Below are 25,984 nucleotides of genomic sequence, written 5' to 3'. Positions count from 1 at the left end.
ACCTGATAACTCCCACCCGACGTGGGAGTTATTCTTTTTTTGACGTACTGCCGGAGCTCCCATGAAAACCAAACTTAACGAACTGCTTGAATTCCCTACTCCATTTACTTACAAAGTAATGGGGCAGGCGTTGCCTGAGCTGGTTGATCAGGTGGTTGAAGTGGTCCAGCGCCATGCGCCAGGGGACTACTCTCCGACGGTGAAACCAAGCAGCAAAGGCAACTACCATTCCGTGTCTATCACCATCACGGCGACGCATATTGAACAAGTCGAGACCCTGTACGAAGAGCTCGGTAATATCGATATCGTTCGCATGGTACTGTAACGCCTTTCGGTTACCCGCATCGCCGGGTAACCTGTTTCCCCTCTGTGATATACTCCCCGCTCCAGTTTGTTCCTTCGTTCGGAGATCTCGTTTTGTATCAGGATACTATTCTCGTCCGCCAGCTTGGGCTGCAGCCCTATGAACCTGTCTCCCAGGCTATGCATGATTTTACTGACACGCGCGACGAGAACACGCCGGATGAGATCTGGCTGGTAGAGCATCCTCCGGTCTTTACCCAGGGTCAGGCCGGGAAAGCAGAGCATCTGCTGATGCCAGGTGATATTCCGGTTATCCAGAGCGATCGTGGCGGGCAGATCACCTACCACGGGCCGGGTCAGCAGGTGATGTATGTCCTGCTCAACCTGAAGCGCAGAAAACTCGGCGTGCGCGAGCTGGTGACGCTGCTTGAACAGACGGTGGTCAATACGCTGGCCGAATTTGATATCGATGCGCACCCGCGCGCGGATGCGCCCGGCGTCTATGTGGGCGAAATGAAAATATGTTCACTCGGTCTGCGTATTCGTAAAGGGTGCTCTTTTCACGGTCTCGCATTAAATATCAATATGGATCTTTCGCCTTTCCGGCGCATCAATCCTTGTGGTTATGCTGGGATGGAAATGACGCAAATGCGCCAGTGGGTAGAGAACATTACGCCGGAAATTGCGCGTCCTCATTTGCTTAATGCTTTTTTAGCACTGCTAAACAATCCACCCCATAAATATATTACTGCTTAATCACTTCCGCCATTTGGCTCATTATTTGATGAGCCATCCTTAATTCAAAGCTTTTAGGCTTTACAACGATCCGTAGTTTCTATATTTTCAAAATACCCGCAACGCGCCTGCCTATAAGCATTCACCTCTTTTCTGCTCCGGCCTGGCTAACCGACAGGCGTGGAACACACCTGCGCAAAAATTAGACAACTCAATGATTATACTTAAGAATGTTAATTGTCAAAAACAGTTTAGCCGCAACAATAAGCACATTATTTAAATTCAACTATTATTTATATTGTGAATAATTAGGGAGGGATAGCGTGGATAATAATAATTCTCCAGGTAAGCGCTTGAGCGATCCAGGCAGTGAAGCAAAACCACAAATTTTTCGTACGTTACGTAATATTGATCTCAACTTATTGACGATTTTTGAGGCGGTGTATGTTCACAAAGGGATCGTCAATGCTGCGAAAATTCTGAATCTCACTCCCTCAGCAATCAGCCAGTCCATTCAAAAATTACGCACCATTTTTCCCGATCCGCTGTTTATCCGCAAAGGCCAGGGCGTGACGCCTACCGCCTACGCCACGCATCTGCACGAATACATCAGCCAGGGGCTGGAGTCGATCCTCGGGGCGCTGGATCTTACCGGCAGCTACGATAAGCAGCGCACCATCACCATCGGTACTACCCCGACCGTCGGCGCACTGGTACTGCCGCAGATCTATCAGGCCGTGAAGACCCATGCGCCCCAGCTGTTGCTGCGCAATATTTCGGTTAATGACGCCGAGACGCAGTTAGCCCAGTTCCAGACCGATCTTATCGTTGACAGCAACTCCCTGAATGCCCGCGCCCTGAGTCATAACGTCCTTTTTGCAGACAAACTGCTGCTCATCTGCCGTAAAAACCATCCGGCACTGAGCCAGGCCGCCACGGTGGAAAATCTTCAGCAATACGAGCAAACGCTGCTGATGCTGGAAGGACAAAACCTGAATGGCCTGCGACAACGTATTAACGATATTTTCCCGGAACGTCTGGTGAACTTCAGCAGTTACAATCTTTTTACGATTGCCGCCCTGATCGGCAGCAGCGATCTGATCGGTATCATCCCCGAGCGCCTGTTTACCCTGGTGCGCCACTGCTGGCCGCTGGAGCATATCCCCTTCGCCCCGCTCAATGCCGAATGCGTTGAAATCTCGCTGTATTACAACAAGCTGAGCCTCCGCGATCCGGTGCTGGAAAACCTGATTGACGTCATCCGCAAGGCCTTCTGAAAGAGGGTCCTTAGCCTCAAGGCTGTGCTGGCCCACACAAAAGGCACTAAACAACAACTATTTTACAATTTGGCGACCGGGCAGGCTGCTTTCTCGCCCGTATCAATGATATACTGCCTGTCGTTCGTTCAAAAATAGTTGATAAATACAACATTCCCTTGAATTGAAACGCTTTCCTTCGATTTTCGCAACTGGAAGACGCACGCTATGAGTAAACCCATTGTGATGGAACGCGGTGTTAAATACCGTGATGCCGATAAAATGGCCCTAATCCCGGTTAAAAACGTGGCTACGGAGCGCGAAGCGCTGTTAAGAAAACCGGCCTGGATGAAGATCAAACTTCCGGCGGACTCTTCGCGTATTCAGGGAATTAAAGCAGCGATGCGCAAAAACGGCCTTCACTCCGTTTGTGAAGAAGCCTCCTGCCCGAACCTTGCTGAATGTTTTAACCACGGCACCGCGACCTTCATGATCCTCGGCGCGATTTGTACCCGCCGCTGCCCGTTCTGCGACGTTGCCCATGGCCGTCCCGTCGCCCCTGACGCCAATGAGCCGCAGAAACTGGGTCAGACGATTGCTGACATGGCGCTGCGTTACGTCGTTATCACCTCCGTTGACCGCGACGATCTGCGCGACGGTGGTGCCCAGCACTTCGCCGACTGCATCACCGCTATCCGCGAAAAAAGCCCGAACATCAAAATCGAAACCCTGGTACCGGACTTCCGCGGTCGTATGGACCGTGCGCTGGAGATCCTCAACGCCACCCCGCCAGACGTGTTTAACCACAACCTGGAAAACGTACCGCGCCTCTACCGTCAGGTTCGTCCGGGTGCCGATTACAACTGGTCCCTGAAGCTGCTGGAGCGTTTTAAAGAAGCGCATCCGGAGATCCCAACCAAATCGGGTCTGATGGTCGGTCTGGGTGAAACCAACGAAGAGATCGTTGAAGTGATGCGCGACCTGCGTCGCCATGGCGTCACCATGCTGACGCTGGGCCAGTATCTGCAGCCAAGCCGTCATCACCTGCCGGTGCAGCGTTACGTCAGCCCTGAAGAGTTTGACGAAATGAAAGCAGAAGCAATGGCGATGGGCTTCACCCATGCCGCCTGCGGCCCGTTCGTGCGTTCGTCCTACCACGCCGATATGCAGGCGAAAGGCGAAGAAGTGAAGTAAGCCCGTTACAAAAACTTACAGTTCACCCATAAAAAAACCGGCCTGAGCCGGTTTTTTTCTATCGCAAGCCATTAAGGCATGGCCGTTACTCTTTGTGGGAGAGTTTCTCGGCCGCGATTTCCGCATCGGCAGTTTTCTTCGCCGTGGCGTCATCGTCGTTCATCGCCTTCTTAAAGCCTTTGATGGCAGCACCCAGGTCTCCGCCCAGCGTACGTAATTTCTTGGTACCAAACAGCAGGACAACCAGTGCGGCTACCACCAGCAGTTTGGTAATACTAATCTCACCCATAGATACCTTCTTGACGTAAACAGGCTGCGTTTCGCGCCCTAAAAACCCGACGTTATTAACGGTCATTTGACGCCCGCACACAATAGCAATCTGTAACAAGGTGAATCAAGCGTTGTTTAAAAAACGTCACGCTAATTGCGGAGGGGCGAAGCGTCGGTTGCGCAGGACCGGCAGCTGCTGACGCGCCAGCGTAATGCGCTCCCGGCTCATCTCGGCTAACAGCAGCGCCGGCCCCTCTGCCGCGGCCGCAATCGTCACGCCCAGAGGGTCAATAATGCGACTCTGCCCAATATTCTTGTTGCCGCATTCCCCTGCCGCCACCACATAGCAGGTCGTGTCCAGCGCCCGGGCCGCCAGCAGCGTTGACCAGTGATGCTCCTTGAGTGGCCCTCTGACCCATGCCGCAGGCAGAATCAAAACGTCTGCCCCTGCCAGGGCCAGATTTAACGCCATCTCCGGGAAGCGCAAATCGTAGCAGGTCATCAACCCCAGACGGACGCCGTCGATTTCGATCAGCGGCGGCACGATCGTTCCTGCGTCCACCAGCCTGGATTCCTGAATGCTGAACGCATCGTAAAGATGCAGCTTGGCATACTGCGCCACGATCTGTCCGGCACGCAGGGCGACCAGGGTGTTAATCGCCCTGCCCGCGGTAGAGGGGACATGCACGGTCAGCACTGTGGTCAATTCGTTACGGGCACTCTCTGCCAGCAGCATCTTCAAAAAGCCGCCGTCCAGCGGCTGGGCCGATTTCACAGACAGGTCGGGATCATTATCATCGCGGGCCAGCAGCGCTTCGGGCAGCACCAGCAGCGATGCACCTTTCGCGGCCGCCTGGTCCATCAGCGACACGCAGGTTTCGGCATTTTTTTGCCAGTTTGCCGTTACTGCAAATTGTCCAACCGCAACGTACATATTTTCCCCCTGCCTTAAACGGCGTTACACTCTGAGTTCTTACACATCAAATAGCAGGTATTGTTCGTGTTTCAACTACTTTTAGCCGTTTTTATCGGCGGGGGCACAGGAAGTGTGGCGCGCTGGCTGTTGAGCATGCGGCTTAACCCTCTGCATCAGCAGATCCCGTTCGGTACGCTCACGGCCAACCTTATTGGCGCCTTTATCATTGGACTGGGGCTGGCGTGGTTTAACCGGATGACCCACATCGATCCGGTATGGAAACTGTTAATCACCACCGGCTTCTGCGGCGGGCTAACGACCTTCTCAACGTTCTCGGCAGAGGTGGTCTTTCTGCTGCAGGATGGCCGCGCGGCCTGGGCGCTGCTGAACATTGCGGTCAATCTGCTGGGTTCTCTAATGATGACCGCGCTCGCATTTTGGTTAATCTCTGCGGTAAATGCTCACTAAAACTCGCGGCCTTAATGTTGGCTTAATTTTTCTCAGGCAACCTGTCACCACATACACTGAGGGTGACGCAATGAAAGAGAAAATAACAAATGCGGGGATGGTAGTGCTGAGCGTGGCGATTCTGGCCAGCTTTTTGAGACTGTACTTGTTTAGCTGAGCCAGAACGAAAAAAACCCGCTCAGGGAGCGGGTTTTGAAATTCTTGCTGGTCTCGACTGAATTACAGTGCGATGACGTTAGCAGCAGAAGGGCCTTTGGCACCGTTAGTGATTTCAAACTCAACGCGCTGACCTTCAGCCAGGGTTTTGAAACCATTGCTCTGGATTGCAGAGAAGTGTACGAACACGTCTTTGCTGCCATCTTCCGGAGTAATGAAACCGAATCCTTTGGATTCATTAAACCACTTAACGTTACCTTTAATCTTAGACATCAAAATTACCTTTACATGAAAATTGGACACAAATGCTGTGTCGGGTATCAGTACAACAATTGTGAGCGGTTTTGTCCAGCGCCTTTTTGAAGAAAAGTGACAAAAGTCGCGTTAATTTTTGGCCCCCAATTTTTATCCTTTACTCTTCAATAAGTGGCTATTAAATCACCAGCATGTAACGTTTTTTCAGCTAAAACTGAAAGCGCATCCAGGCAAAGTAAACGTTGCCGTTGTTATAGGTTCCCGGGATATAGGTCATCTGGAACGTAGCCGGGCCGTACCCTACTGAGGCCAGCGGCAGGACCAACGGAACGGGGATGTAATTCCAGTTATCACGCGCCGTTACGGCAGCGGTAAAGCCCAGCCCCAGATGGAGGTTATCATCGGTCAGCGGGCGCCAGGTTTTCTCCCAGCCGTAGCCCGCAATCGGCTCCCATTTATTGTAGGAGTCTTTAAACGCCATCGCGTAAAGGCCATGCCAGTTACCTTTTTCATCCCAGCGTGACTGGCCAAACCCCGCGCCCCACGGTCGCTCGTTGTAGCGATCGGTCTTCTCTTTGTCGTAAGCGAAGCGGGCATGCCAGGTAATGGCGGGCACGTAGAGATCGTAATGCTGAGGCGCTTCCCAGGTCTCAATCATATCGTTATGAATCGTTTTGACCCAGGCTCTGAGAGGGGGCACGTCTTTAGCCGTTGCCGCAGTTGAAAATGTTAACTGAGCAAAAATAAAAGTAAAAATAAGAAAGAAATTATTAATGACTGTCACAATCCTGTTACCACTTAACTATTCGCCGGGTGTTCTGGCCTAGAATAGTTGAATGGAATCAAGGCGGCATTGGCGTTTATCTTAATTGTTTGCTTAATTTCATAAGAATACTCCTGGGAATAAAGAGTGCGCCTTAAAAGATTTAAGGCGCAATTAAGAAAAATTAACGCTGATGCAATAGCTTATACAGCGCGGGAATAACCAGCATGGACAACAGTGGCGCGCTGACCATACCGCCGATCATCGGGGCAGCAATGCGCTGCATCACCTCTGCACCGCTTCCTCCGCCCCACATTACCGGCAGCAATCCAGCCATAATGGTCGCCACGGTCATCACTTTGGGGCGTACGCGCAGGACAGCACCTTCGTGAATAGCTTTAATTAACACGCTATTTTCTCTATCGCCGTCCCGCGTACGATATTTATCCAGCGCCTGATTAAGATAGAGCACCATAATAACGCCGAACTCTGCCGACACGCCTGCGAGAGCAATAAATCCGACCGCCCCGGCCACCGATAAATTATATTCCAGCAACCATAATAACCAGACTCCACCAATAAGTGAAAAAGGTAAGGTTCCCATAATGATAAGAACATCTGAAATACGCTTAAAGGTCAGCCAGAGGAGAACAAATATAATTATCAGGGTGACGGGAAGCACTATTTTCAGCTTCGCAGTGGCCCGCTCGAGATATTCAAACTGACCGGACCAGGCGAGGGATACCCCCTGCGGCAAAATAACCTCCCGGGTCACCCGCTGCTGCATCTCCTCTACGGCTGATTTCAGATCGCGCCCGCGCAGATCCACATAGATCCAGTTCGAGAGGCGGGCATTTTCACTTTTCAGCATTGGCGGCCCCTCGGTCACCAGAATATCCGCCAGCTCGCCCAGCGCTATCTGGCTGCCGTTGGCTGCCACCACCGGCAATGTCCGCAGCTTATCGACAGAATCCCGGCTGTCGCGCGGATATCGCAGGTTAATGGGGTAGCGCTCGCGCCCGAGGATCACCTCGCCTACCTTATCCCCGCCCACCAGCGTGGCGACCATCCCCTGCAGCTCCTCCACCGAGACGCCATAGCGCGCGGCTTTCTGGCGATCGATACGAATATCGACGTAACGCCCGCCCGCCAGCCGCTCCGCCAGCGCGGAGGTGACGCCCGGCACCTGCCTCACTACCTGCTCAATCTGCCGGGCAACGCGTTCGATATCGGCCAGATTGTTGCCGTTGACCTTGATCCCCACCGGGCTTTTAATGCCTGTCGCCAGCATATCGAGGCGGTTGCGGATCGGCGGTACCCAGACGTTGGCAATCCCCGGCAGCTGGACGGTGCGATCCAGCTCCTCAACCAGTTTTTCCGGCGTCATGCCCGGCCGCCACTGGTCACGCGGCTTAAAGTGGATGGTCGTTTCCAGCATGGTTAACGGCGCCGGATCGGTTGCCGTCTCCGCCCGTCCGGCCTTGCCGAACACCGATGCCACCTCCGGCACGCTTTTGATCAGCCTGTCCGTCTGTTGCAGCACCCGGGCCGCCTCCCGGGCAGAGATCCCCGGCAGGGTTGACGGCATATACAGCAGGTCGCCCTCGTTCAGTGGCGGCATAAACTCACTCCCCAGCCGACTTAACGGCCAGAGCGTGACCACCAGCATTAGCCCCGCCAGCGCCAGCGTCACTTTTGGAAAACGCAGCACCCGGTCGAGCAGCGGCTCATACAGGCGGATCAGCCCCCGGTTGATCGGGTTGGCCTTCTCATCCGGGATGCGTCCGCGAATGAAATAGCCCATCAGCACCGGTACCAGGGTGATGCCGAGCCCCGCCGCCACCGCCATTGCCCAGGTTTTGGTGAACGCCAGCGGGGCGAACATGCGCCCTTCCTGCGCTTCCAGCGAAAAGACCGGGATAAACGATAGGGTGATGATCAGCAGGCTGCAGAACAGCGCCGGGCCCACCTCAATCGCCGCCCGCTCCGCCAGCCGCCAGTAATCGGCAGAGGTTGGCTCCTGCCCGGGGTTATCGTGCCGCCACTGCTCCAGCACTTTGTGCATATTCTCGATCATCACAATCGCGGCATCGACCATGGCACCGATGGCGATGGCAATCCCACCGAGCGACATGATGTTGGCGTTGATCCCCTGGTAGTGCATCACCACGAACGCCCCCAGAATGCCCAGCGGCAGGGAGACCACCGCCACCAGCGCCGAACGGAAATGGAACAGGAACAGAGCGCAGACCAGCACCACCACCACAAACTCCTCCAGCAGCTTGTAGGTGAGGGTTTCGACGGCATTCTCAATCAGCGTCGAGCGATCGTAGACCGGGACAATCTCCACCCCGGTGGGCAGCGTTTTTTGCAGCTCAGCCAGCTTCGCTTTTACCGCATGCAGCGTCTCCAGCGCGTTCTGCCCGTAGCGCATCACCACCACGCCGCCGGCCACTTCGCCTTCGCCATTCAGCTCCGCCACGCCCCGGCGGATCTCCGGGCCATAGCCGATGCTTGCCACGTCGCCCAGCAGGATCGGCACCCCGTTACGGGAGGCGATCACCACATTGCGAAAATCTTCCAGGCTGTGCAGATAGCCGGTGGTGCGCACCATGTACTCCGCTTCGCCTTTTTCCAGCAGCGCGCCGCCCCCCTCTTTGTTGGCCGCCTGTAGCGCCGTCACGATTTGCCCGTGGGTGATGTTGAGGGCCCGCATTTTCGCCGGTTCGGCAACCACCTGATACTGACGCACCATGCCGCCGATGCTGGCAACCTCTGACACATTCGCCACGCTCTTGAGCTCAAACTTCAGGGTCCAGTCCTGAATGGCGCGCAGATCGGCCAGGCTATGTTTGCCGCTGCGATCGACCAGCGCGTACTCATAGATCCAGCCCACCCCGGTGGCATCCGGGCCCAGGGCGACATTGACCCCGGCCGGCAGCTGCGACTGAACCTGGCTTAAATACTCCAGCACCCGGGATCGCGCCCAATAGAGATCGGTCCCGTCCTCGAACAGCACGTAGACATAGGCATCGCCAAACATCGAGAACCCGCGCACCGTTTTCGCGCCTGGAACCGAGAGCATTGAGGTCGTCAGGGGCAAGGTGACCTGGTCCTCAATCACCTGCGGCGCCTTGCCCGGGAAAGTGGCACGAACGATCACCTGCACGTCCGACAGATCCGGCAGGGCATCCAGCGGCGCACGCTGCACCGCCCAGATGCCCCACCCCGCCATCATCAGGGCCGCCAGGATCACCAGCAGCCGGTTACGCAGGGACGCTTTAATTACCGCCGCGATCATTTCGTCACCTCCGGCAGCGCGCTGCGCAGGCTGGCTTCGGAGTCGATCAGGAACTGCCCGGAGGTGACCACCTCATCCCCCTCCTGCACGCCGGATCGGATTTCGGTCCACCCCTGGGCGGTGATCCCGGTCTCCACGTTCACCGGCTGGAAATAGCCGTTGCCGCTGGCCAGCAGCAGGCGTTTGCTCCCCCCGGTGTCGATCACCGCCTCTTCCGGTACGGCCAGCACCGGTGACTGCGCTACCGACTGCGCCCGGGAGACGGTCAGGAACATGCCCGGTTTCAGCTGCTGCTGCGGATTGTCCACCAGAATTCGCGCCTTCAGGGTGCGGGTGGCGGTATCCATCTGGGGCAGCAGCTCGCTGACCCGCCCGTGAAAACGCATCCCCGGGAAGCTCTCTGAGGTTGCCACCATTTCGCTGCCGATGCTCAGGGCCTGCGCCTGCGACTGGGGATAATCCACCACCAGCCAGACCGGATCGAGACGCGCCATTTCAAACAATGCGGTCATCGCCGCCACCTGTGCCCCTTCGCGCACGTCCAGCTTCGCCACATAGCCTGCATGAGCGGCCCGGAGGATTAGCGAGGTCTGTGGCTTCCCACTGCGTTCCAGCGCGCGGATCACCTCCTCAGGCATAAACTGCAGCTTCAGCCGCTCCCGGGCGGCGGCGGTTAATGCCGTATCGCCCAGCGCGCGCACCGCCAGATACTCCTGCTGCGTCTGCGTCCACTGGGGGATCCACAGTTGGGCCAGCGCTTCACCAGCTTTCACCTGCTGGAGCGGCGCCCGGACATACAGCTTCGTCACCACGCCCGCTGCGGGTGCCGAAACCACCGTGACGCTGCGCTCATCAGCGGCAATCGTTGCAAAGGCCGTAAAGGGCGAGACCAGCTCCCGACGCTCTACGCGGGCGGTCTTCATGCCCAGATTTTGTTGTCGGTCGGTGCTGATCCCCACGCCTGCCGTCTCATCCTCCTCGTCGGCATAGCGTGGCACGAGATCCATATCCATAAACGGCGACCGCCCCGGCTTATCAAAACGCTGGCCCGGGACCATCGGATCGTACCAGTAGAGCACCTTGCGTTCGGCAGGGGCCGATGCCGCCTCGTGTGGGGCGTAACGCTGCCCGGCGTAATAGCCGCCCGCTGCCAGCAGCAAGGCCAGAGGCACGGCGACCCGGAATGTGATTTTCATTGTGCCCACTCCTGCGGGATTAACCATTGGATCGCAGCCCAGGTACGCGCCATCTCGCGCTCGGCCTGATTGACTGCCAGTTCACTGTCCAGCACGCTGCGTCGTGCCTCGAGCAGGGCGGGCAGCTCTGACTGACCCGAACGATATTGCGCATTCAGCACCGCCAGCCGCTGATGCTGTAACGGCAGCACCTCGTCGCGCTGGCGCTGCCACAGGGTTTGCGCGGCCTGATACTGGGCCACCAGCGACTGCACCTGGGCGATGTGCTCCCGCTTGATCAGCGTGAGTTCATCCACCGCCTGCAGAGAGCGGGAGAGCTCTGCGGCATAGTCCTTGTCCTGGCGTCCCGACTGGAACAGGGGCAGATCGACCGTGAACATCACCCCGGCCATATCGTCATACCCTTCGGCACGATGGGCGTAGAACACCTCGACATCGACATCCGGGATCGCCGCCACCGCCGACTGCGCCGAGCGGGCTTTCGCGGTCTCGGCTTCTCGCCGGGCGGCTTCCACTTCCGGGTGACGGGCGATGGCCTCTTCGAGCTGGCCGACGTCGGCAGGCAGACGCTGATAGCGCGGTAGCGGCCCCTGCACGTCCTCGACCTGCTGGCCGGTGAGTTGCAGCAACCGGCTCTGCGCCAGCTGAACGTCGCGCCTGGCCAGGGTCGCTTTATCGCGCATGGCGCTGAGAGTCATGCGCAGGGCCAGCACGCTGTCCGGGTTGGCACTCCCGGCCCCGACGCTGGCCTTCTGCACATTCAGCTGCCGCGCCGTCTCATCGACCAGCCGATCCGCCGTTTTCAGCCCCTGCTGCGCCAGAGCCAGCTCCAGCCAGGCCTGGGCGGTATCCCGCTGCAGGGCAGCACGCACCGCGTCGGCTTTCGCCAGCACGCCCCGCGCCTGCGCCTGCAAGGTTTGCGCCTTTCGCTCCCGCTTCTGCTGGCTGACGTAGCTCTGCATGATCCCGACCCGCTGCATGGTCATCCCTTCCCGGGTAAAGCGCCGGTCATTGCTGCCCTGCACCGGGACGTTTTCAATCCCGAAGTTCAGTTTTGGGTCAGGGAGCTGGGTGGCGGAGTCGGCCATCGCATCCAGCGCCCGGGCCTCGTTACGGCTGGCGGATAACGCCGCCGAGTAGCGTTGGGCTTCGGTCAGGGTTTGCTCCAGCGTCCAGGGAGCGGCCTGCCCGGCCACACTGAAAAGCCCGAGCATCGCCCCACCGAGCCAGATGCTCAGTGTGATTGTTTTCATGGGGGCCTCGCTTAGCGCAGCGGCGTGAGCGAGATTATCCGGAAGCCGTCACCGGCCCGCTCCAGCGTAAATGTCACCGGCTGGCCCGGTTTCACGGCGCTGAGATCGACATCGGCTGAAAAGGCAAACGGCATCGTCATGGCAGGCCACTTCAGGGCCGGGATAGGATCATGCTGGATAACCAACGCCTGCGCGTCGATCGCCCGAATCACGCCCTGCCCCTGCCACTGCGGGGTCACCGGGGAGACATTCGTGGTCGCCTGAACGGAACAGGAAGAGAGGGTAAAGCACGCGCCAAGCAGCGCGGAAAAGAGTAAAGCACGCATGATAAAGCTCCTGTTAAACGTAATTGAAAGTAAATCAACCAATTAACAGGCGTGTTTATTCCCGGAACCGGCAAAAACGGATCGTTGCCGGTGGCCCCACGGCGGGCGGCGTGACGACGCGGGACGACGATGCAATAGCGGTGCAGTCCGGGTCATTGAGGGTAATGGTCATGGCGGAAGGCAGGGCCACCAGCTGCGGATGCCCGGTGTCTTTTTGCACCTGCTCCGGCACGCAGTGTTTATCACACAGCCCTGACGGCGCAGGCGCGGCGTGATGCTGCGGCATCGCCATCATGTCCAGATGCTGAAGGGTGGCCGTCTCGCCCTGCACGTTGATGGTACAGTCGTGCGAGGCCACCGCCACCTGACTCTGGATCAACAGCCAGCCGAAAGCGAACATCAGCATCAGCAGATGTTTTTTCAGATAGCGCAGTCGAAAGATCCAGCTGGCAGGCATAGCAGCGTCTTGAGGTTGCAAAAAGAGTCCCGAGTATAAGCAGGGATATTGCTGAGATAAAAGCCGTTTTAGATTTATTTACGTTTTATGTGGTTATTGTATTTCTCTACGCCATACAGAACCACCCCGCACCCCTTCATGGCACGACAGCAGCAAAATCGGCCAGGTTACCCCTTTAGTAGTCGTTTTATTGATTTTGGTCAGCGAGGCCGGGCCATTATTTCGGCACATTTTGTCACCTTAATTTCATTGCTCATTTCTCCTTTCGCTCTGGGGCGTCGGGATACAGAGGGATCCATGCTAACGTTTATCGAGCTCCTGATCGGGGTAGTTGTCATTGTCGGCGTCGCGCGCTACATCATCAAAGGCTACTCCGCCACCGGGGTGCTGTTTGTCGGCGGCCTTGTCCTGCTGATCGTCAGCGCCCTGATGGGCCATAAGGTGCTGCCGTCCAGCGCCACCAGCACTGGCCACACCGCAACCGACATCGTCGAATACATCAAAATCCTGCTGATGAGCCGCGGTGGCGATCTGGGGATGATGATCATGATGCTCTGTGGGTTTGCCGCCTACATGACCCATATCGGCGCCAACGATATGGTGGTCAAGCTGGCTTCGAAGCCGCTGAGCTATATCAACTCCCCTTACCTGCTGATGATCGCCGCCTATTTCGTCGCCTGTCTGATGTCGCTGGCCGTGTCGTCAGCAACCGGTCTGGGTGTACTCCTGATGGCAACCCTGTTCCCGGTGATGGTCAACGTGGGGATCAGTCGCGGTGCGGCGGCGGCTATCTGTGCCTCCCCGGCGGCGATTATTCTCTCCCCAACCTCCGGTGACGTGGTGCTGGCTGCTAAAGCCGCCGAGATGCCGCTGATCGACTTCGCGTTTAAAACCACCCTGCCGATCTCCATTGCGGCCATCATCGGCATGGCGATTGCGCACTTCTTCTGGCAGCGCTACCTCGATAAAAAAGAGAATATTTCCCACGAAAGACTCGACGTCAGCGAAATCACCACCACGGCACCGTCCTTCTACGCCATCCTGCCGTTTACGCCGATTGTCGGGGTGCTGATTTTCGACGGTAAATGGGGCCCGGAGCTGCACATCATCACTATTCTGGTGATCTGCATGCTGCTGGCGGCGGTGCTGGAATTTGTTCGCGGCTTCAATACGCAAAAAGTGTTTAGCGGCCTGGAAGTGGCCTATCGCGGGATGGCGGATGCCTTCGCGGGCGTGGTGATGCTGCTGGTGGCGGCCGGGGTCTTTGCCCAGGGGCTGAGCACCATCGGCTTTATCCAGAGCCTGATCTCCATCGCCACCTCGTTCGGCTCGGCGAGCATTATCCTGATGCTGGTGCTGGTGGTTCTGACCATGCTGGCGGCGATGACCACCGGTTCCGGTAACGCGCCCTTCTATGCCTTCGTGGAGATGATCCCGAAACTGGCGCACTCCTCCGGCATCAACCCGGCCTACCTCACCATCCCGATGCTGCAGGCCTCCAACCTGGGCCGTACTATCTCCCCGGTCTCCGGCGTGGTCGTGGCCGTCGCCGGGATGGCAAAAATCTCGCCGTTCGAAGTGGTGAAACGCACCTCGGTTCCGGTCCTTGTTGGTCTGGTGATCGTGATTGTCGCCACGGAAGTGCTGGTGCCGGGCACCGCTATAGGCTAAGTCGCCCTGGAGCATAAAGCGCCTGCGGGCGCTTTTTGTGCTTTAATAGCCCTCAGCAATATTTTGCTTTCAATCATCAGGAATTGACATGTTCAGAAAGGATCTCGTTTTGCCTGTCAGCGCAACCGCAGTTGTGCTGTGCGCGTTCGCGGCGCAGGCCGCCCCGCTTCAGGCAACGCAATATGCGGATTTTGATCGCTACGTGCTGGCGCTCTCATGGCAGTCCGGCTTTTGCCAGAGCCTGCATGACCGCAACCGCGCGGCGCCGGATGAGTGTCGCCTGCAAAAAGAGCGTGACGATAAAGCCACGATCCTCACCGTTCATGGCCTTTGGCCGGGCTTACCGAAATCGATCGCCGCACGCGGGGTCGACGATCGCCGCTGGATGCGTTATGGCTGCGCGACCCGCCCGATCCCCAATCTGCCGGAGGCAAAAGCCAGCCGTAAATGTGACGCCGCCGAGACCGGACTTTCGCTGACCGGTGCCGCGAAGCTGAATGAGGTGATGCCCGGTGCAGGCGGTAACTCCTGCCTGGAACGGTATGAATATGCAAAACACGGCGTCTGCTTCGGCTTTGATCCGGACGCGTATTTCGGCACCATGGTGCGGATGAATCAGGAAGTGAAGGCCAGCCCGCTGGGGCAGTTCCTGGCGGCAAACTACGGCAAAACCATTACCCGCAGCGCCTTTGACGCCGCGGTAGCCAGAAGCTGGGGCCCAACGACGGTGAAAGCCGTCAAGCTCAGCTGCAGCGGCAACCCGGCCTATCTCACCGAAGTGCAGCTCACGCTGACCGCCGCCAGCATTAACGCCCCGCTGGCGACCCGCTCGTTTATGGCTCAGCCGCACCCGGGTAACTGCGGCAAGCAGTTTGTGATCGACAAGATCGGTTACTGACCGCCCGCTTTTCGGGCGTCCGGGCGGACCAGGTCAAAACGTTGATCTTCACCGATGGCGAAATACGCCGTCGGGCCACCGGCACGCAGTACCGGCTGCGCTTTCGCCGTCTGGTAGATGCCGTCATGCAGCAGGCTTTCATCGATGTGGATCCCAACCACTTCCCCCAGCACCAGCCAGGTATCGATCTCTGCTCCGTTTGCCGCCGTCAGCTGGATGCACTGCGACAGGCGGCACTCAAAGTTGACCGGACTTTGCGCGACGCGCGGCACCTTCACCACCCGGCTTTCTGCTTTGGTCAGCCCGGCACGTAAAAACTCATCCTCGCCGTGCGGCAGGCTGGCGGAGGTTTCATTCATGGCGCTGGCCAGTTCGCGGGTGGTGAGATTCCAGACAAACTCCCCGGTCTCGACAATATTGCGCACGCTGTCTTTCCAGCCGGTGCTGGCAAAGCCGATGATCGGCGGATGGTAGTTAAAGCAGTTGAAGAAGCTGTACGGGGCCAGATTCGGACGGCCTTCAGCATCGCAGGAGGCAATCCAGCCGATCGGGCGGGGTCCGACAATGGCGTTTAACGGGTCGTGCGGCAGGCCGTGTCCCTGGGAAGGTTGATAAAAGTACATAAAGTTCTCTGGATAATTCAGGAATAAAGACCGGCAGGCACGGATTACGCTTCGCTCATCCCCCTACCCCAAGGGGATCAGCGTAACGCAATCCGTAGAAAAGTAAGACTGAATTTAGTGCTACAGTCTTCGTTGTTCTGCTGTTATGGGTGTGTCACGCTACATAACCTGCGCCTTAGAAGGATAAACCAAATTGGCGAAGGATCACCTTTTTCGCCTGAATTTCATACTAACGACCCAGTTGCTGCCCGCGAACTACATCCACACCATGAATGTGACACGCATCACTTCAAACCGGGGCACAGACTCAGTATTATCAGACAGTGTTAAACCCTCGCTACCGGATGGCGAGGGTTTTCTTTTGGCATCTCTTCTGCGGCTGTCGCAGCATTAACGACATGGAGTAAATAATGTCCAGACCCACAATTATCATTAACGAACTCGATGCTGAGCGTATTGACCGCCTGCTGGAACAACCGGCCTTTGCCTCGCTGCCCGTCGCCGCTGCCCTGAATGACGAACTGGATCGCGCGCAGATGTGCGCCCCGCAGGACATGCCCGCTGACGTGGTGACCATGAACAGCCAGGTGAAATTTCGCGATCTGGCTACCGGCGAAGTACGTACCCGCACGCTGGTCTATCCGGCGAACATGACTGACAGCAGCACGCAGCTGTCAGTGCTGGCACCGGTGGGCGCCGCGTTAATCGGCCTGCGTATCGGCGATACCATTCACTGGGAACTACCAGGCGGTATCGCCACGCATCTGGAGGTGCTGGAACTTATCTGGCAGCCTGAAGCCGCGGGCGAGTACCTGCGCTGATCCCATCTGAACAAGCGTTAACCCGCTTTGCCCAGAGGATGCCAGGGCATCCTCTTTCCGCTTCCTCCGCTATCAGATAACGCCGCCCGGCACAGGGTTGACCAGCCCGGTTACCCGCTCTTTTGCCACTTCCGCGCTTTGCGCTCCGGGTACCAGAATGATTTTCCGGCAATCTTCCTGACGTTTCTCAAAGATCTCGTAGCCGCGGGCCGCCTCTTCAAACGGCATATAGTGGGTCACGATCTCCTCCGGCGTCAGCAGCCCTTGCTCGATCAACGGCAACAACTCCCCAAGCCAGGCGTGGACGTTGGTCTGCCCCATCTTAAAGGTGAGTCCTTTGTCGAAGGCGTCACCAAACAGGAAACCGTGGATAAAGCCGGCATAGACGCCCGGCACGCTGACAATCCCCCCGCGCCGTACCGCCGCAATACACTGCCGCAGGGCTTTACCGCTACTCCCCTCAAGCTTGAGGTTAGTCAGCACCGTTTCCGTGGTGCTACCTTTCGCCTCAAAGCCGACCGCATCAATCACTGCGTCCACCCCACGCTGGCCTTTGGTCTGCTCGATGATTTTTTCTGCAGCGTCGTCGTCGCGGTCAAAGTTGATCGGGATCGCGCCGTAACGCATCTCGGCGAAACGCAGCCGGTAGTCGTGGTGATCGACAATAAAAATCTGCTCAGCCCCGAGGTAGCGGGCGCAGGCAATGGTCAGGAGTCCCACCGGCCCGGCACCAAACACCGCGACGCTGCTACCTTTAGTAACCTGGGCATTTTTGACGGCCTGCCAGGCGGTGGGCAGGATATCCGAGAGGAACAGCGCTTTATCATCTGACAGCAGCGGCGGGACTTTGAAAGGCCCGACGTTGCCTTTTGGCACGCGGACGTACTCCGCCTGCCCGCCGGGCACGCCGCCGTAGAGGTGGCTGTAACCAAAGAGCGCAGCCGGAGGTGGGATCTGTTTTTTGTTCAGCGCCGCGCCATGCCCGTCGTTGGTCGTTTCACAGGCGGCGTACTGCTGCATGCGACAGAAAAAACAGTCGCCGCAGGCGATGACAAAGGGGATCACCACCCGATCGCCCTTAACGAGATTTTTCACCTCCCGCCCGGTCTCCACCACTTCGCCCATAAACTCATGACCGAAGATATCGCCATGTTCAACCTTAGGTATCTTCCCGCGATAGAGATGCAAATCAGAACCGCAGATCGCGGTTGCCGTGATGCGCAGAATGATATCGTCAGCTTGCTCAATGACCGGATCGGGTACTGTTTCAACCTTAACGCTGTGTGGTCCGTGATACGTCAATGCTTTCATTCGACCTCCGGATTCAGAGAAAAAATGCGGGTTTACCTTAAAAGGGTAGCCATCAGCGGGGATATACCGGGAAATTGCACGGCTTTGGGATTATTCCTGGCTGCAAAGCGATACGGCAAAACGCTCACCATCGGGGCGATATTAAAAAGTGTCAGCGAGCTATCAGAATCTGAATATATTTTGTGTTTGAATGGATTAAGCGTAAATAAACAGGGAGAAACGGTTATGTACCAGACGATTATTATGCCGGTGGATGTTTTTGAGATGGAATTGAGCGACAAGGCGATCCGCCACGCTGAATTCCTGGCGCAGCAGGATGGCATTATTCACTTACTGCATGTTTTACCGGGCTCTTCCAGCTTTGGTTTGCATCGCTTTGCCGCCGATATGCGCCGCTTCGAGGAGCATATCCGGAACGAGGCACAAACCCGGCTGAAGACCATGGTCAGCCATTTCAGCATTGATCCGTCGCGGATCAGGACCCATGTCAGTTTTGGTAACGTACGTGACGTGGTCAACGAGATGGCCACCGAGCTAAAAGCGGATATCGTGGTGATCGGGTCGCGTAACCCGTCGATTTCCACTCATCTGCTGGGCTCGAATGCCTCCAGCGTGATCCGCCACGCTTACGTTCCGGTGCTGGTGGTGAGATAAAAAAAAGAGGCTACCGTCAGGTAGCCTCTTTACGTTGCAGGTGTTGTCTTACGTTTTTATGCTTTGGTACGAATCAGATGATCAAAGGCGCTCAGGGACGCTTTCGCCCCTTCACCGGTAGCGATGATAATCTGTTTGTACGGTACGGTGGTGCAGTCGCCCGCCGCAAATACGCCCTTCACGCTGGTTTCACATTTGGCGTCAATGATGATCTCGCCCATGCGGTTACGCTCAATCGCGCCTTCCAGCCAGGTGGTGTTTGGCAGCAGACCAATCTGCACGAAGATCCCCGCCAGCGGCACGCTGTGCACATCGCCGCTCACGCGGTCACGGTACTCAAGACCGGTCACTTTGCTGCCGTCGCCTTTCACTTCAGTGGTCTGTGCGTTCAGGATGATATCGACGTTTTTCAGGCTGCGGACTTTATCCTGCAGGACCTGATCGGCCTTCATCTCTGGTGCGAACTCCAGCAGCGTGACGTGCTCAACAATACCCGCCAGGTCGATAGCTGCTTCAACACCGGAGTTACCGCCGCCGATCACCGCCACGCGCTTGCCTTTAAACAGCGGGCCGTCGCAGTGCGGGCAGTAGGTCACCCCTTTGGTGCGATACTGATCTTCGCCAGGCACGTTCATGTTGCGCCATTTGGCACCGGTGGCAATGATGATGCTGCGTGCTTTCAGCACCGCGCCGGATGCGGTTTCAATCTCATGGAAGCCGCCTTCCTGCGCCGCAGGCACCAGTTTGCTGGCGCTCTGGCTGTCAATCACATCCACTTCATAGTCATTGACGTGCGCTTTCAGGGCGCCAGCCAGTTTCTGACCTTCGGTTTTCGGCACGGAGATATAGTTTTCGATATCCACGGTATCCAGCACCTGGCCGCCAAAACGTTCGCCCATCAGACCGGTACGAATGCCTTTACGCGCGGAGTACACCGCAGCCGCAGCACCCGCCGGGCCGGAGCCGACGATCAGTACATCGTAGGCGTCGCGCTTGTTCAGCTCTTCCGCTGCGCGTTTTTCCGCGCCGGTATCTACTTTGGCGACGATTTCCGTCAGCGTCATACGACCCTGACCAAACTCTTTCCCGTTCACAAATACCGCCGGAACGCCCATCACGTTGCGATCGGTGATTTCATTCTGGAACACGCCGCCATCAATCGCGGTGTGTTTGATGCGCGGGTTCAGCACGGCCATCAGGTTCAGGGCCTGCACCACGTCCGGGCAGTTGTGGCATGAGAGCGAGTAGTAAGTTTCAAACTCAAAATCACCGTCGAGGTCGCGGATCTGCTCCAGCAGCGCCTGGGCCTCTTTCGACGGATGACCACCGGTCCACAGCAGCGCCAGGACCAGAGAGGTAAATTCGTGTCCCAGCGGGGAACCGGCAAAGCGCGGGCCCTGGGTAGAGCCTGGGTTGGTGATCAGGAAGGACGGCTTGCGCACCGGCAGGCTGTTATCTTCTTTAAAGGTCACTTTCGCAGACAGTTCGGCAATTTCAGCCAGCAGTTCCTTGATTTCTGCCGATTTAGCGCTGTCATCCAGCGTGGCAATCAGCTCAACAGGCTTGGTCAGTTTCTCAAGGTAGGCCTTGAGCTGGGTTTTCATGTTGGTGTCGAGCATTATTCATCTCCTGCTTAAAAAACATCATCATGCAAGCGGCCTTATCCGGGCTGCCTGAATGCAACTTGCATCATGGTGTTGGAATGAAATGGGCGCAGATGCGCCCATTGATTGCCCGGGCAAGCGTAGCGCCGCCGGGCGTTGCAGACTTAGATTTTGCCAACCAGGTCCAGGGATGGAGCCAGAGTCGCGTCGCCTTCTTTCCATTTCGCCGGGCACACTTCGCCTGGGTGAGAAGCAACATACTGAGCCGCTTTGATTTTGCGCAGCAGGTCGGATGCGTCACGGCCAATACCTTCAGCGGTAACTTCGATGGCCTGGATGATGCCCTGCGGGTCAACGATAAAGGTGCCGCGGTCGGCCAGACCTTCGTCTTCACGCATGTTTTCAAAGTTACGGGTCAGGGCGCCAGTCGGGTCACCGATCATCGCGTATTTGATTTTAGCGATGGTTTCAGAGCTGCTGTGCCACGCTTTGTGGGTGAAGTGGGTGTCGGTAGAGACAGAGTAAACGTCTACGCCCAGCTTCTGCAGTTCGTCGTAGTGATCTGCAACGTCACCCAGTTCGGTCGGGCAGACGAAAGTAAAGTCAGCCGGGTAGAAGAAGAACACGCTCCAGCGGCCTTCGGTATCTTTCTCGGTGATCTCTACGAAGTCGCCGTTTTTGAACGCCTGGTTTTTGAAAGGTTTGATTTTGGTATTAATTAAAGACATCTGTACTTCCTCCGTGTTTTCGTTGAGAGCTAAGGTAACCAACTTTGCCGTTTCGGGCTAATGCGTTTGCCGTATCAAATCAATCAGCAATACCTAACAACCCGTGCAGAGGCCACAAAGTAAAAAGGCCGCCTGAACGGCGGCCCTGATACCTGAGCTACCCGAAGGTAACATCAGTGCCAACCGAAGCTGGCGATGCGTTGCGCTCTACATTACCTTTAGCAAGGTCGTAACAGCGAAGGGATTACACCATCCTGCCAACGAAAGGGCAATTGGCTAACGGGGTGATAATCCCTATGACTGTGATAGGTTTTACCGAACCTTCGCTTTAATAAATAGATAACAAACATGAATTATGCCCGGTGATGGGCATACCCGATAACAGTCCACCAGACAGGATGATGGGTCAGGTTAATACAGAAGTCGCGGCATGAATTCAACATAGCCGTCCGACTTTTGTGGATAAAATTATTTAAACAATAGCGTCGCTTTTATTTTATTAATCTGTAGCCATGATATATTAAGCTGGAATTTAAAATTAGTTAAGTTAGCCAATCAAATGGATGGAGAATGGCTAACTAACTTCTATAGTTATCGTGTATAAGATTACGGTAACAGCACAGCTAATCAGGATGAATCATGGCTAATCTCTACGATCTGAAAAAATTTGATTTAAACTTGCTGGTCATATTTGAATGCATCTATCAGCACCTGAGTATCAGCAAGGCCGCTGAGACCCTGTTTATTACCCCTTCAGCCGTAAGCCAGTCGCTGCAGCGTTTACGCAACCAGTTGAACGACCCGCTGTTTATCCGCTCCGGTAAAGGCATTACCCCCACCACCGTGGGTGCTAACCTGCATAAGCACCTGGAACAGAATCTGAATCAGCTTGAGCAGACGATTAACATTATGCATGGCTCGTCGCTGGAGAAGAATATCGTTGTCTACGCCCCGCAGGTACTAACCCCGGACCGTCTGTTCGGGCCGATGAAGCTGCTGATGCGAGAGCATAATTACGAAATTGAGTACCATGACCTGCAGTTGTCTAAAGAGACTGCAGAAGATCTGCTGGCCTACCGCAAAGCCGACCTTGTTTTTTCTTTTTCGCCAGTCAATAACCGTTCAATCATCTGCTCTCACTTTTTAAATGTGCCGAATATCATTGCGTGTCGGCAAGCACACCCTCGCATGGGCGACTCGGCAACCCTGGAGCAGTTAAGTGAAGAAAAATACACCTATTACCTGACCAATGAGCCCGGCATAATCGGTTTTCGTGCCACCTCAGAGGTGAATATCCCGGAAAGGAAAATCGGTTTTCGCAGTGACTCCTTTTTCTCGCTGATTAATATGATCAGCTCTTCTAATTTGCTGGGGTATATCCCTGAAGTCGCCTATCAGCAGTATCGTGACACGTTAAAACTCAAAAAAGTGGAAGCGCCCTTTGCCATTCCTGATTTGAATATTTACATGATGTATAACCGGGCGGCCTTAACCAGCACTATTTTCTCGAATTTTATTGATCAGATTGGCACGGAAGGGTTTGAATATGATTGATGCCAAAATAATATTTCAAAATTATTTTCAACATCAACAAAATACACCGGAGTTATTTTATTATTCCGGTGTATTTAATATAACAGGCTAATGATTCAGAGCGAGTTCAGCCGTTCCGCCGCCGCCAGTAATGTCGCTTCCTGCTTGGCAAAGCAGAGTCGAATCAACCTGTGCGGGAACGGATCGGCGCAGAAGACGGATAACGGGATCGCCGCCACCCCCACCTCTTTGGTTAACCACTGGCAAAAACTGACGTCATCCAGATCGGAGATGGCGCTGTAGTCTGCCAGCAGGAAATAGGTCCCTTCGCAGGGTAAAATCTCCAGCCGACTGGCGCTCAGGGCGTCGATAAACCGATCCCGGCGGGCGCGATAGAAGTCCGGCAGTTCCCGATAATGTTCCGGCTGATGGCGCAGCATATCGGCAATCGCCAGCTGTGCCGGGGTGTTGACCGCAAAGGTCAGGAACTGATGCACCTTGCGCAGCTCGACGCTGATGGCCGCCGGGGCCACACAGTACCCCACCTTCCAGCCGGTCATGTGGAAGGTTTTCCCGAACGACGAGACGGCCACCGCCCGCTCGCGCAGCTGCGGATGGGCCAGCACGCTGGCATGCCCTGCGTCGGCAAAGCAGATGTGCTCGTACACTTCATCGCTCAGGACATAAATTTCACGCTCGGCAATGGCCTGCCAGAGGGCGGCGAAATCCGCCTGTTGCCACACCGTCGCCGACGGATTATGGGGCGTATTCAGGATCACCAGCCGGGTTTTATCGCTCAGCAGCGCCGCGAAGGCCTGCCAGTCCGGACGAAAGTGCGGCGGCTGGAGCGCCACGCGCTTGACCACGCCGCCAGATAATTCAATCGCCGGGGCATAGCTGTCGTAGCTCGGGTCAAAGCAGATCACCTCGTCGCCGGTACGCACCAGGGCGGTAATGGCCGCGTACAGGGCTTCGGTGGCCCCGGCGGTCACGGTGATCTCCGTGTTCACATCGGGTTGATAGCCGTACAGTTCGGCGGTTTTATCGGCGATCGCCTCACGCAGCGGCTGCGCTCCGGTCATCGGCGCATACTGGTTGGCGCCGTTCGCCACATGGTAAGCCAGCCGTTGTTGCAGATAGTCCGGGCCATCGAAATCGGGAAAACCCTGCGACAGGTTGATCGCCTTATGCTGCTGCGCCAGGGCGCTCATCTGGGTAAAGATCGTGGTGCCGAGACCGGGAAGTTTACTCTCTGGAATCAATGGGTTATTACGCATGTCGACGGGCCTGTATGTAATACATATGTTGCTGCCACTATAACACGATGTTAGTATTTGGCAATCAAGACGCTTAGACGTCTAAACCATAATGATATTCCTGCCGAAGAGGTAAGAAGGATGACAGACAACCTGCAACTCACATCCCTGGTCGAAGCCTGCCACTGGATCGGCGCAAAGGGCTGGGCTCCGGCCACCGGCGGCAACATGTCCGTGCGGCAAGATGATACCTGGTGCTGGCTCAGCGAATCCGGTAAAGATAAAGGCAGCCTGACCCCCGATGACTTCCTGCAGGTTGAGATTGCCACCAACTGCGCCCCCTCCGGGCGCAAACCCTCCGCAGAAACCGGCCTGCATACCCTGGTCTATCGTCTCTTCCCGGAAGCCAACGCGGTGCTGCATGTCCATACGGTGAATGCCACGGTGCTGTCACGACTGGTTAAAGAGCCGGAGCTGCGCCTCAGCGGCTTTGAGATGCAGAAATCCCTCCGCGGCCAGACCAGCCATCTCGATACCGTGCCTATTGCCGTGTTCGATAATGACCAGGACATCGACGCGCTGGCCTCCCGAATCGCTCACTACGCTCAGGAGCGCCCGCTGAATTATGGTTTTCTTCTGCGCGGTCATGGCTTAACCTGCTGGGGACGCAACGTGGCTGAAGCCCGGCGTCACCTTGAAGGCCTCGAATTCCTGTTCGAGTGCGAGATGCGTTTACGACAACTGGAGAGAGTATGATTCGCGCGATTGTGACGGATATTGAAGGCACCACCAGCGATATTCGTTTTGTCCATAATGTCCTGTTCCCCTATGCGCGCGAGCGGCTGGCGGCCTTTGTCAGCGCCCAGCAGTATGCCGAACCGGTCAACACCATTCTGGATAATCTGCGCGAAGAGATTGCTCAGCCGCAGGCCAGCACCAGCGACCTGATCGCCACCCTGTTCACCTTTATGGACGAAGATCGCAAGTCGACGGCGCTGAAAGCGCTGCAGGGGATCATCTGGCAGGATGGCTACGTCAACGGCGACTTCACCGGCCACCTCTACCCGGACGTGCTGCCTGCCCTGGAAAAATGGAAGTCGCAGGGCATTGATCTCTATGTTTATTCCTCCGGCTCCGTGGCAGCGCAAAAACTGTTATTTGGCTACAGCGACGAAGGTGATATTACTCATCTGTTCAGCGGCTATTTTGATACCCATATCGGTGCCAAGCGTGACGTCCAGTCTTACCAGAATATTGCGGCACAGATTGGTGCAGCTCCCTCGCAGATCCTGTTCCTGTCGGATATTCATCAGGAGCTGGACGCCGCAGAACAGGCGGGTTTCCGCACCCTGCAGCTGATTCGCGGGGATGAGGACGGCGCCAGCCATCATCATCAGGTGCACCAGTTCGACGACATCAATCCGGAGCACATCCCTTCATGAGCGCATTGACCATTTTTTCCGATAAAGAAGCCAGCGAGCCGCAGTGGCACAGCACCGACCCTGAGGCGATCCAGCAGCAGCTGAATGCCCGTGGCGTCCGCTTTGAGCGCTGGGAAGCCGACCGGGATTTAGGCCGCGATCCGGCTCCCGACGCCGTGATTAATGCCTATCAGCATGCCATCGACAGGCTGGTGGCAGAGAAAGGCTACCAGAGCTGGGACGTGATCAGCCTGCGGGCGGATAACCCGCAAAAAGAGGCCCTGCGCGCCAAGTTTCTCAATGAACACACCCATGGCGAAGATGAAGTGCGTTTCTTTGTCGAAGGTGCCGGGCTGTTCTGCCTGCACATTGATGACCAGGTCTATCAAGTGCTGTGCGAGAAAAACGACCTGATTTCAGTCCCCGCCGGCACGCCGCACTGGTTTGATATGGGTTCCGAGCCGAACTTTACCGCCATTCGTATTTTCGATAACCCCGAGGGCTGGGTGGCGCAGTTTACGGGTGATGCCATTGCGGATAGCTATCCAGGATTGCCTTGAGGCTTTTCCCCTCACCCTAACCCTCTCCCCATAGGGGAGAGGGAATTGCACGGAG

At 56.4% G+C, this 25,984-nt stretch carries 27 protein-coding genes; 13 read left to right on the top strand and 14 right to left on the bottom strand.

The window, feature by feature from the left end; translation table 11 throughout:
* Nucleotides 1-61: 61 nt before the first annotated feature.
* The 4 genes from ybeD (at nt 62) to lipA (ending at nt 3,488) form a co-directional block, all read left to right on the top strand.
* Nucleotides 62-325, top strand: a complete 264-nt coding sequence (ybeD, locus tag G7090_RS06205) for a DUF493 family protein YbeD (protein WP_003022706.1) — start codon at nt 62-64, stop codon at nt 323-325.
* Nucleotides 326-417: 92 nt separating this feature from the next.
* On the top strand, nt 418-1,059 hold the full coding sequence (gene lipB / locus G7090_RS06200) for a lipoyl(octanoyl) transferase LipB (protein WP_106992325.1): 642 nt from the start codon (nt 418-420) through the stop codon (nt 1,057-1,059).
* Between the two features lie 302 nt (nt 1,060-1,361).
* Nucleotides 1,362-2,315, top strand: coding sequence for a YbeF family transcriptional regulator (locus tag G7090_RS06195; protein ID WP_166181853.1), 954 nt, complete (start codon nt 1,362-1,364; stop codon nt 2,313-2,315).
* Between the two features lie 207 nt (nt 2,316-2,522).
* Nucleotides 2,523-3,488, top strand: a complete 966-nt coding sequence (lipA, locus tag G7090_RS06190) for a lipoyl synthase (RefSeq protein ID WP_106992323.1) — start codon at nt 2,523-2,525, stop codon at nt 3,486-3,488.
* 85 nt (nt 3,489-3,573) lie between these two features.
* Here lipA and tatE read toward each other — a convergent pair whose 3' ends face one another.
* On the bottom strand, nt 3,574-3,777 hold the full coding sequence (tatE, locus tag G7090_RS06185; RefSeq protein WP_106992803.1) for a twin-arginine translocase subunit TatE: 204 nt from the start codon (nt 3,775-3,777) through the stop codon (nt 3,574-3,576).
* Between the two features lie 126 nt (nt 3,778-3,903).
* Nucleotides 3,904-4,692, bottom strand: coding sequence for a deaminated glutathione amidase (locus G7090_RS06180; protein ID WP_166181852.1), 789 nt, complete (start codon nt 4,690-4,692; stop codon nt 3,904-3,906).
* 66 nt (nt 4,693-4,758) lie between these two features.
* Between G7090_RS06180 and crcB the strand changes: the two genes are divergently transcribed.
* Complete coding sequence (crcB, locus tag G7090_RS06175) at nt 4,759-5,142, top strand: fluoride efflux transporter CrcB (protein ID WP_106992321.1); 384 nt, start codon at nt 4,759-4,761, stop codon at nt 5,140-5,142.
* Between the two features lie 219 nt (nt 5,143-5,361).
* Here crcB and cspE read toward each other — a convergent pair whose 3' ends face one another.
* The 7 genes from cspE to G7090_RS06140 form a co-directional block, all read right to left on the bottom strand.
* Complete coding sequence (gene cspE / locus G7090_RS06170) at nt 5,362-5,571, bottom strand: transcription antiterminator/RNA stability regulator CspE (protein ID WP_002439184.1); 210 nt, start codon at nt 5,569-5,571, stop codon at nt 5,362-5,364.
* Between the two features lie 190 nt (nt 5,572-5,761).
* Nucleotides 5,762-6,337 (bottom strand): lipid IV(A) palmitoyltransferase PagP, encoded by a 576-nt coding sequence (pagP, locus tag G7090_RS06165; protein WP_242685357.1) that lies wholly within the window; start codon nt 6,335-6,337, stop codon nt 5,762-5,764.
* 163 nt (nt 6,338-6,500) lie between these two features.
* The gene (locus G7090_RS06160; protein WP_166181851.1) at nt 6,501-9,617 is read right to left on the bottom strand and encodes an efflux RND transporter permease subunit; all 3,117 of its coding nucleotides are present in this window, start codon (nt 9,615-9,617) and stop codon (nt 6,501-6,503) included.
* Nucleotides 9,614-10,813, bottom strand: coding sequence for an efflux RND transporter periplasmic adaptor subunit (locus G7090_RS06155; RefSeq protein ID WP_166181850.1), 1,200 nt, complete (start codon nt 10,811-10,813; stop codon nt 9,614-9,616). Before G7090_RS06155 ends, G7090_RS06160 begins: the two co-directional genes overlap by 4 nt.
* Entirely contained in the window at nt 10,810-12,066 is a 1,257-nt protein-coding gene (locus G7090_RS06150; protein ID WP_166181849.1) for a TolC family protein, read from the bottom strand. The genes G7090_RS06155 and G7090_RS06150 overlap by 4 nt, the downstream gene beginning before the upstream one ends.
* Nucleotides 12,067-12,077: 11 nt before the next feature.
* Nucleotides 12,078-12,392, bottom strand: coding sequence for a copper-binding protein (locus G7090_RS06145; protein WP_106992317.1), 315 nt, complete (start codon nt 12,390-12,392; stop codon nt 12,078-12,080).
* A gap of 55 nt (nt 12,393-12,447) precedes the next feature.
* Nucleotides 12,448-12,849, bottom strand: coding sequence for a hypothetical protein (locus G7090_RS06140; protein ID WP_166181848.1), 402 nt, complete (start codon nt 12,847-12,849; stop codon nt 12,448-12,450).
* A 297-nt stretch (nt 12,850-13,146) separates the two neighbouring features.
* Between G7090_RS06140 and dcuC the strand changes: the two genes are divergently transcribed.
* Together dcuC and rna are read left to right on the top strand one after the other, a co-directional pair.
* Nucleotides 13,147-14,520 carry an anaerobic C4-dicarboxylate transporter DcuC gene (gene dcuC / locus G7090_RS06135; protein ID WP_166181847.1) on the top strand — a complete coding sequence of 458 codons (1,374 nt, stop codon included), beginning with the start codon at nt 13,147-13,149 and terminating at the stop codon, nt 14,518-14,520.
* A gap of 88 nt (nt 14,521-14,608) precedes the next feature.
* Nucleotides 14,609-15,418, top strand: a complete 810-nt coding sequence (gene rna, locus G7090_RS06130; protein WP_166181846.1) for a ribonuclease I — start codon at nt 14,609-14,611, stop codon at nt 15,416-15,418.
* Here rna and G7090_RS06125 read toward each other — a convergent pair.
* Nucleotides 15,412-16,041 (bottom strand): flavin reductase family protein, encoded by a 630-nt coding sequence (locus tag G7090_RS06125; RefSeq protein WP_166181845.1) that lies wholly within the window; start codon nt 16,039-16,041, stop codon nt 15,412-15,414. The two genes, rna and G7090_RS06125, sit on opposite strands and share 7 nt — an antisense overlap.
* A 410-nt stretch (nt 16,042-16,451) precedes the next feature.
* Between G7090_RS06125 and rnk the strand changes: the two genes are divergently transcribed.
* Entirely contained in the window at nt 16,452-16,862 is a 411-nt protein-coding gene (gene rnk / locus G7090_RS06120; protein WP_106992312.1) for a nucleoside diphosphate kinase regulator, read from the top strand.
* A gap of 72 nt (nt 16,863-16,934) precedes the next feature.
* Here the strand turns inward: rnk and G7090_RS06115 are convergent, their stop codons facing one another.
* Complete coding sequence (locus tag G7090_RS06115) at nt 16,935-18,173, bottom strand: zinc-dependent alcohol dehydrogenase (protein WP_106992311.1); 1,239 nt, start codon at nt 18,171-18,173, stop codon at nt 16,935-16,937.
* Nucleotides 18,174-18,398: 225 nt separating this feature from the next.
* On the opposite strand from G7090_RS06115, the gene uspG reads away from it, so the two are divergent.
* The gene (gene uspG / locus G7090_RS06110; protein WP_166181844.1) at nt 18,399-18,827 is read left to right on the top strand and encodes a universal stress protein UspG; all 429 of its coding nucleotides are present in this window, start codon (nt 18,399-18,401) and stop codon (nt 18,825-18,827) included.
* Between the two features lie 56 nt (nt 18,828-18,883).
* Here uspG and ahpF read toward each other — a convergent pair whose 3' ends face one another.
* Both ahpF and ahpC read right to left on the bottom strand, forming a co-directional pair.
* Nucleotides 18,884-20,446: an alkyl hydroperoxide reductase subunit F gene (ahpF, locus tag G7090_RS06105; RefSeq protein WP_166181843.1), complete on the bottom strand. Its 1,563-nt coding sequence runs from the start codon at nt 20,444-20,446 to the stop codon at nt 18,884-18,886.
* Nucleotides 20,447-20,595: 149 nt separating this feature from the next.
* A complete protein-coding gene (gene ahpC, locus G7090_RS06100) occupies nt 20,596-21,159 on the bottom strand; it encodes an alkyl hydroperoxide reductase subunit C (RefSeq protein ID WP_106992308.1) in 564 nt (187 codons plus the stop codon).
* A 639-nt stretch (nt 21,160-21,798) separates the two neighbouring features.
* Here ahpC and G7090_RS06095 point away from each other — a divergent pair.
* Nucleotides 21,799-22,713 carry a LysR family transcriptional regulator gene (locus G7090_RS06095; RefSeq protein WP_166181842.1) on the top strand — a complete coding sequence of 305 codons (915 nt, stop codon included), beginning with the start codon at nt 21,799-21,801 and terminating at the stop codon, nt 22,711-22,713.
* A 95-nt stretch (nt 22,714-22,808) separates the two neighbouring features.
* Here G7090_RS06095 and G7090_RS06090 read toward each other — a convergent pair whose 3' ends face one another.
* Nucleotides 22,809-23,969, bottom strand: coding sequence for a pyridoxal phosphate-dependent aminotransferase (locus G7090_RS06090; protein ID WP_166181841.1), 1,161 nt, complete (start codon nt 23,967-23,969; stop codon nt 22,809-22,811).
* 120 nt (nt 23,970-24,089) lie between these two features.
* Between G7090_RS06090 and G7090_RS06085 the strand changes: the two genes are divergently transcribed.
* The 3 genes from G7090_RS06085 to G7090_RS06075 are packed head-to-tail and all read left to right on the top strand — an operon-like array spanning nt 24,090 to nt 25,929.
* Nucleotides 24,090-24,704: a methylthioribulose 1-phosphate dehydratase gene (locus G7090_RS06085; protein WP_166181840.1), complete on the top strand. Its 615-nt coding sequence runs from the start codon at nt 24,090-24,092 to the stop codon at nt 24,702-24,704.
* Entirely contained in the window at nt 24,701-25,390 is a 690-nt protein-coding gene (mtnC, locus tag G7090_RS06080; protein WP_166181839.1) for an acireductone synthase, read from the top strand. The genes G7090_RS06085 and mtnC overlap by 4 nt, the downstream gene beginning before the upstream one ends.
* A complete protein-coding gene (locus tag G7090_RS06075; protein WP_166181838.1) occupies nt 25,387-25,929 on the top strand; it encodes an acireductone dioxygenase in 543 nt (180 codons plus the stop codon). The genes mtnC and G7090_RS06075 overlap by 4 nt, the downstream gene beginning before the upstream one ends.
* The last annotated feature ends 55 nt before the right edge of the window (nt 25,930-25,984 follow it).

The organism is Leclercia sp. 29361, assembly GCF_011290365.1.
GTDB lineage: Bacteria > Pseudomonadota > Gammaproteobacteria > Enterobacterales > Enterobacteriaceae > Enterobacter > Enterobacter tamurae.
The sequence above is the reverse complement of the archived record's forward strand: the minus strand, read 5'-3'. Positions and strand labels throughout refer to the sequence as shown.

Coding starts and splice junctions, on each gene's coding strand:
- ahpF (WP_166181843.1), bottom strand. CDS start 20,446: ATGCTCGACACCAACATGAAAACCCAGCTCAAGGCCTACCTTGAGAAA.
- G7090_RS06180 (WP_166181852.1), bottom strand. CDS start 4,692: ATGTACGTTGCGGTTGGACAATTTGCAGTAACGGCAAACTGGCAAAAA.
- G7090_RS06115 (WP_106992311.1), bottom strand. CDS start 18,173: ATGAAAGCATTGACGTATCACGGACCACACAGCGTTAAGGTTGAAACA.
- G7090_RS06090 (WP_166181841.1), bottom strand. CDS start 23,969: ATGCGTAATAACCCATTGATTCCAGAGAGTAAACTTCCCGGTCTCGGC.
- dcuC (WP_166181847.1), top strand. CDS start 13,147: ATGCTAACGTTTATCGAGCTCCTGATCGGGGTAGTTGTCATTGTCGGC.
- ybeD (WP_003022706.1), top strand. CDS start 62: ATGAAAACCAAACTTAACGAACTGCTTGAATTCCCTACTCCATTTACT.
- G7090_RS06145 (WP_106992317.1), bottom strand. CDS start 12,392: ATGCGTGCTTTACTCTTTTCCGCGCTGCTTGGCGCGTGCTTTACCCTC.
- tatE (WP_106992803.1), bottom strand. CDS start 3,777: ATGGGTGAGATTAGTATTACCAAACTGCTGGTGGTAGCCGCACTGGTT.
- G7090_RS06075 (WP_166181838.1), top strand. CDS start 25,387: ATGAGCGCATTGACCATTTTTTCCGATAAAGAAGCCAGCGAGCCGCAG.
- G7090_RS06095 (WP_166181842.1), top strand. CDS start 21,799: ATGGCTAATCTCTACGATCTGAAAAAATTTGATTTAAACTTGCTGGTC.
- G7090_RS06155 (WP_166181850.1), bottom strand. CDS start 10,813: ATGAAAATCACATTCCGGGTCGCCGTGCCTCTGGCCTTGCTGCTGGCA.
- G7090_RS06140 (WP_166181848.1), bottom strand. CDS start 12,849: ATGCCTGCCAGCTGGATCTTTCGACTGCGCTATCTGAAAAAACATCTG.
- ahpC (WP_106992308.1), bottom strand. CDS start 21,159: ATGTCTTTAATTAATACCAAAATCAAACCTTTCAAAAACCAGGCGTTC.
- G7090_RS06160 (WP_166181851.1), bottom strand. CDS start 9,617: ATGATCGCGGCGGTAATTAAAGCGTCCCTGCGTAACCGGCTGCTGGTG.
- G7090_RS06085 (WP_166181840.1), top strand. CDS start 24,090: ATGACAGACAACCTGCAACTCACATCCCTGGTCGAAGCCTGCCACTGG.
- uspG (WP_166181844.1), top strand. CDS start 18,399: ATGTACCAGACGATTATTATGCCGGTGGATGTTTTTGAGATGGAATTG.
- rnk (WP_106992312.1), top strand. CDS start 16,452: ATGTCCAGACCCACAATTATCATTAACGAACTCGATGCTGAGCGTATT.
- G7090_RS06150 (WP_166181849.1), bottom strand. CDS start 12,066: ATGAAAACAATCACACTGAGCATCTGGCTCGGTGGGGCGATGCTCGGG.
- mtnC (WP_166181839.1), top strand. CDS start 24,701: ATGATTCGCGCGATTGTGACGGATATTGAAGGCACCACCAGCGATATT.
- lipA (WP_106992323.1), top strand. CDS start 2,523: ATGAGTAAACCCATTGTGATGGAACGCGGTGTTAAATACCGTGATGCC.
- cspE (WP_002439184.1), bottom strand. CDS start 5,571: ATGTCTAAGATTAAAGGTAACGTTAAGTGGTTTAATGAATCCAAAGGA.
- G7090_RS06125 (WP_166181845.1), bottom strand. CDS start 16,041: ATGTACTTTTATCAACCTTCCCAGGGACACGGCCTGCCGCACGACCCG.
- rna (WP_166181846.1), top strand. CDS start 14,609: ATGTTCAGAAAGGATCTCGTTTTGCCTGTCAGCGCAACCGCAGTTGTG.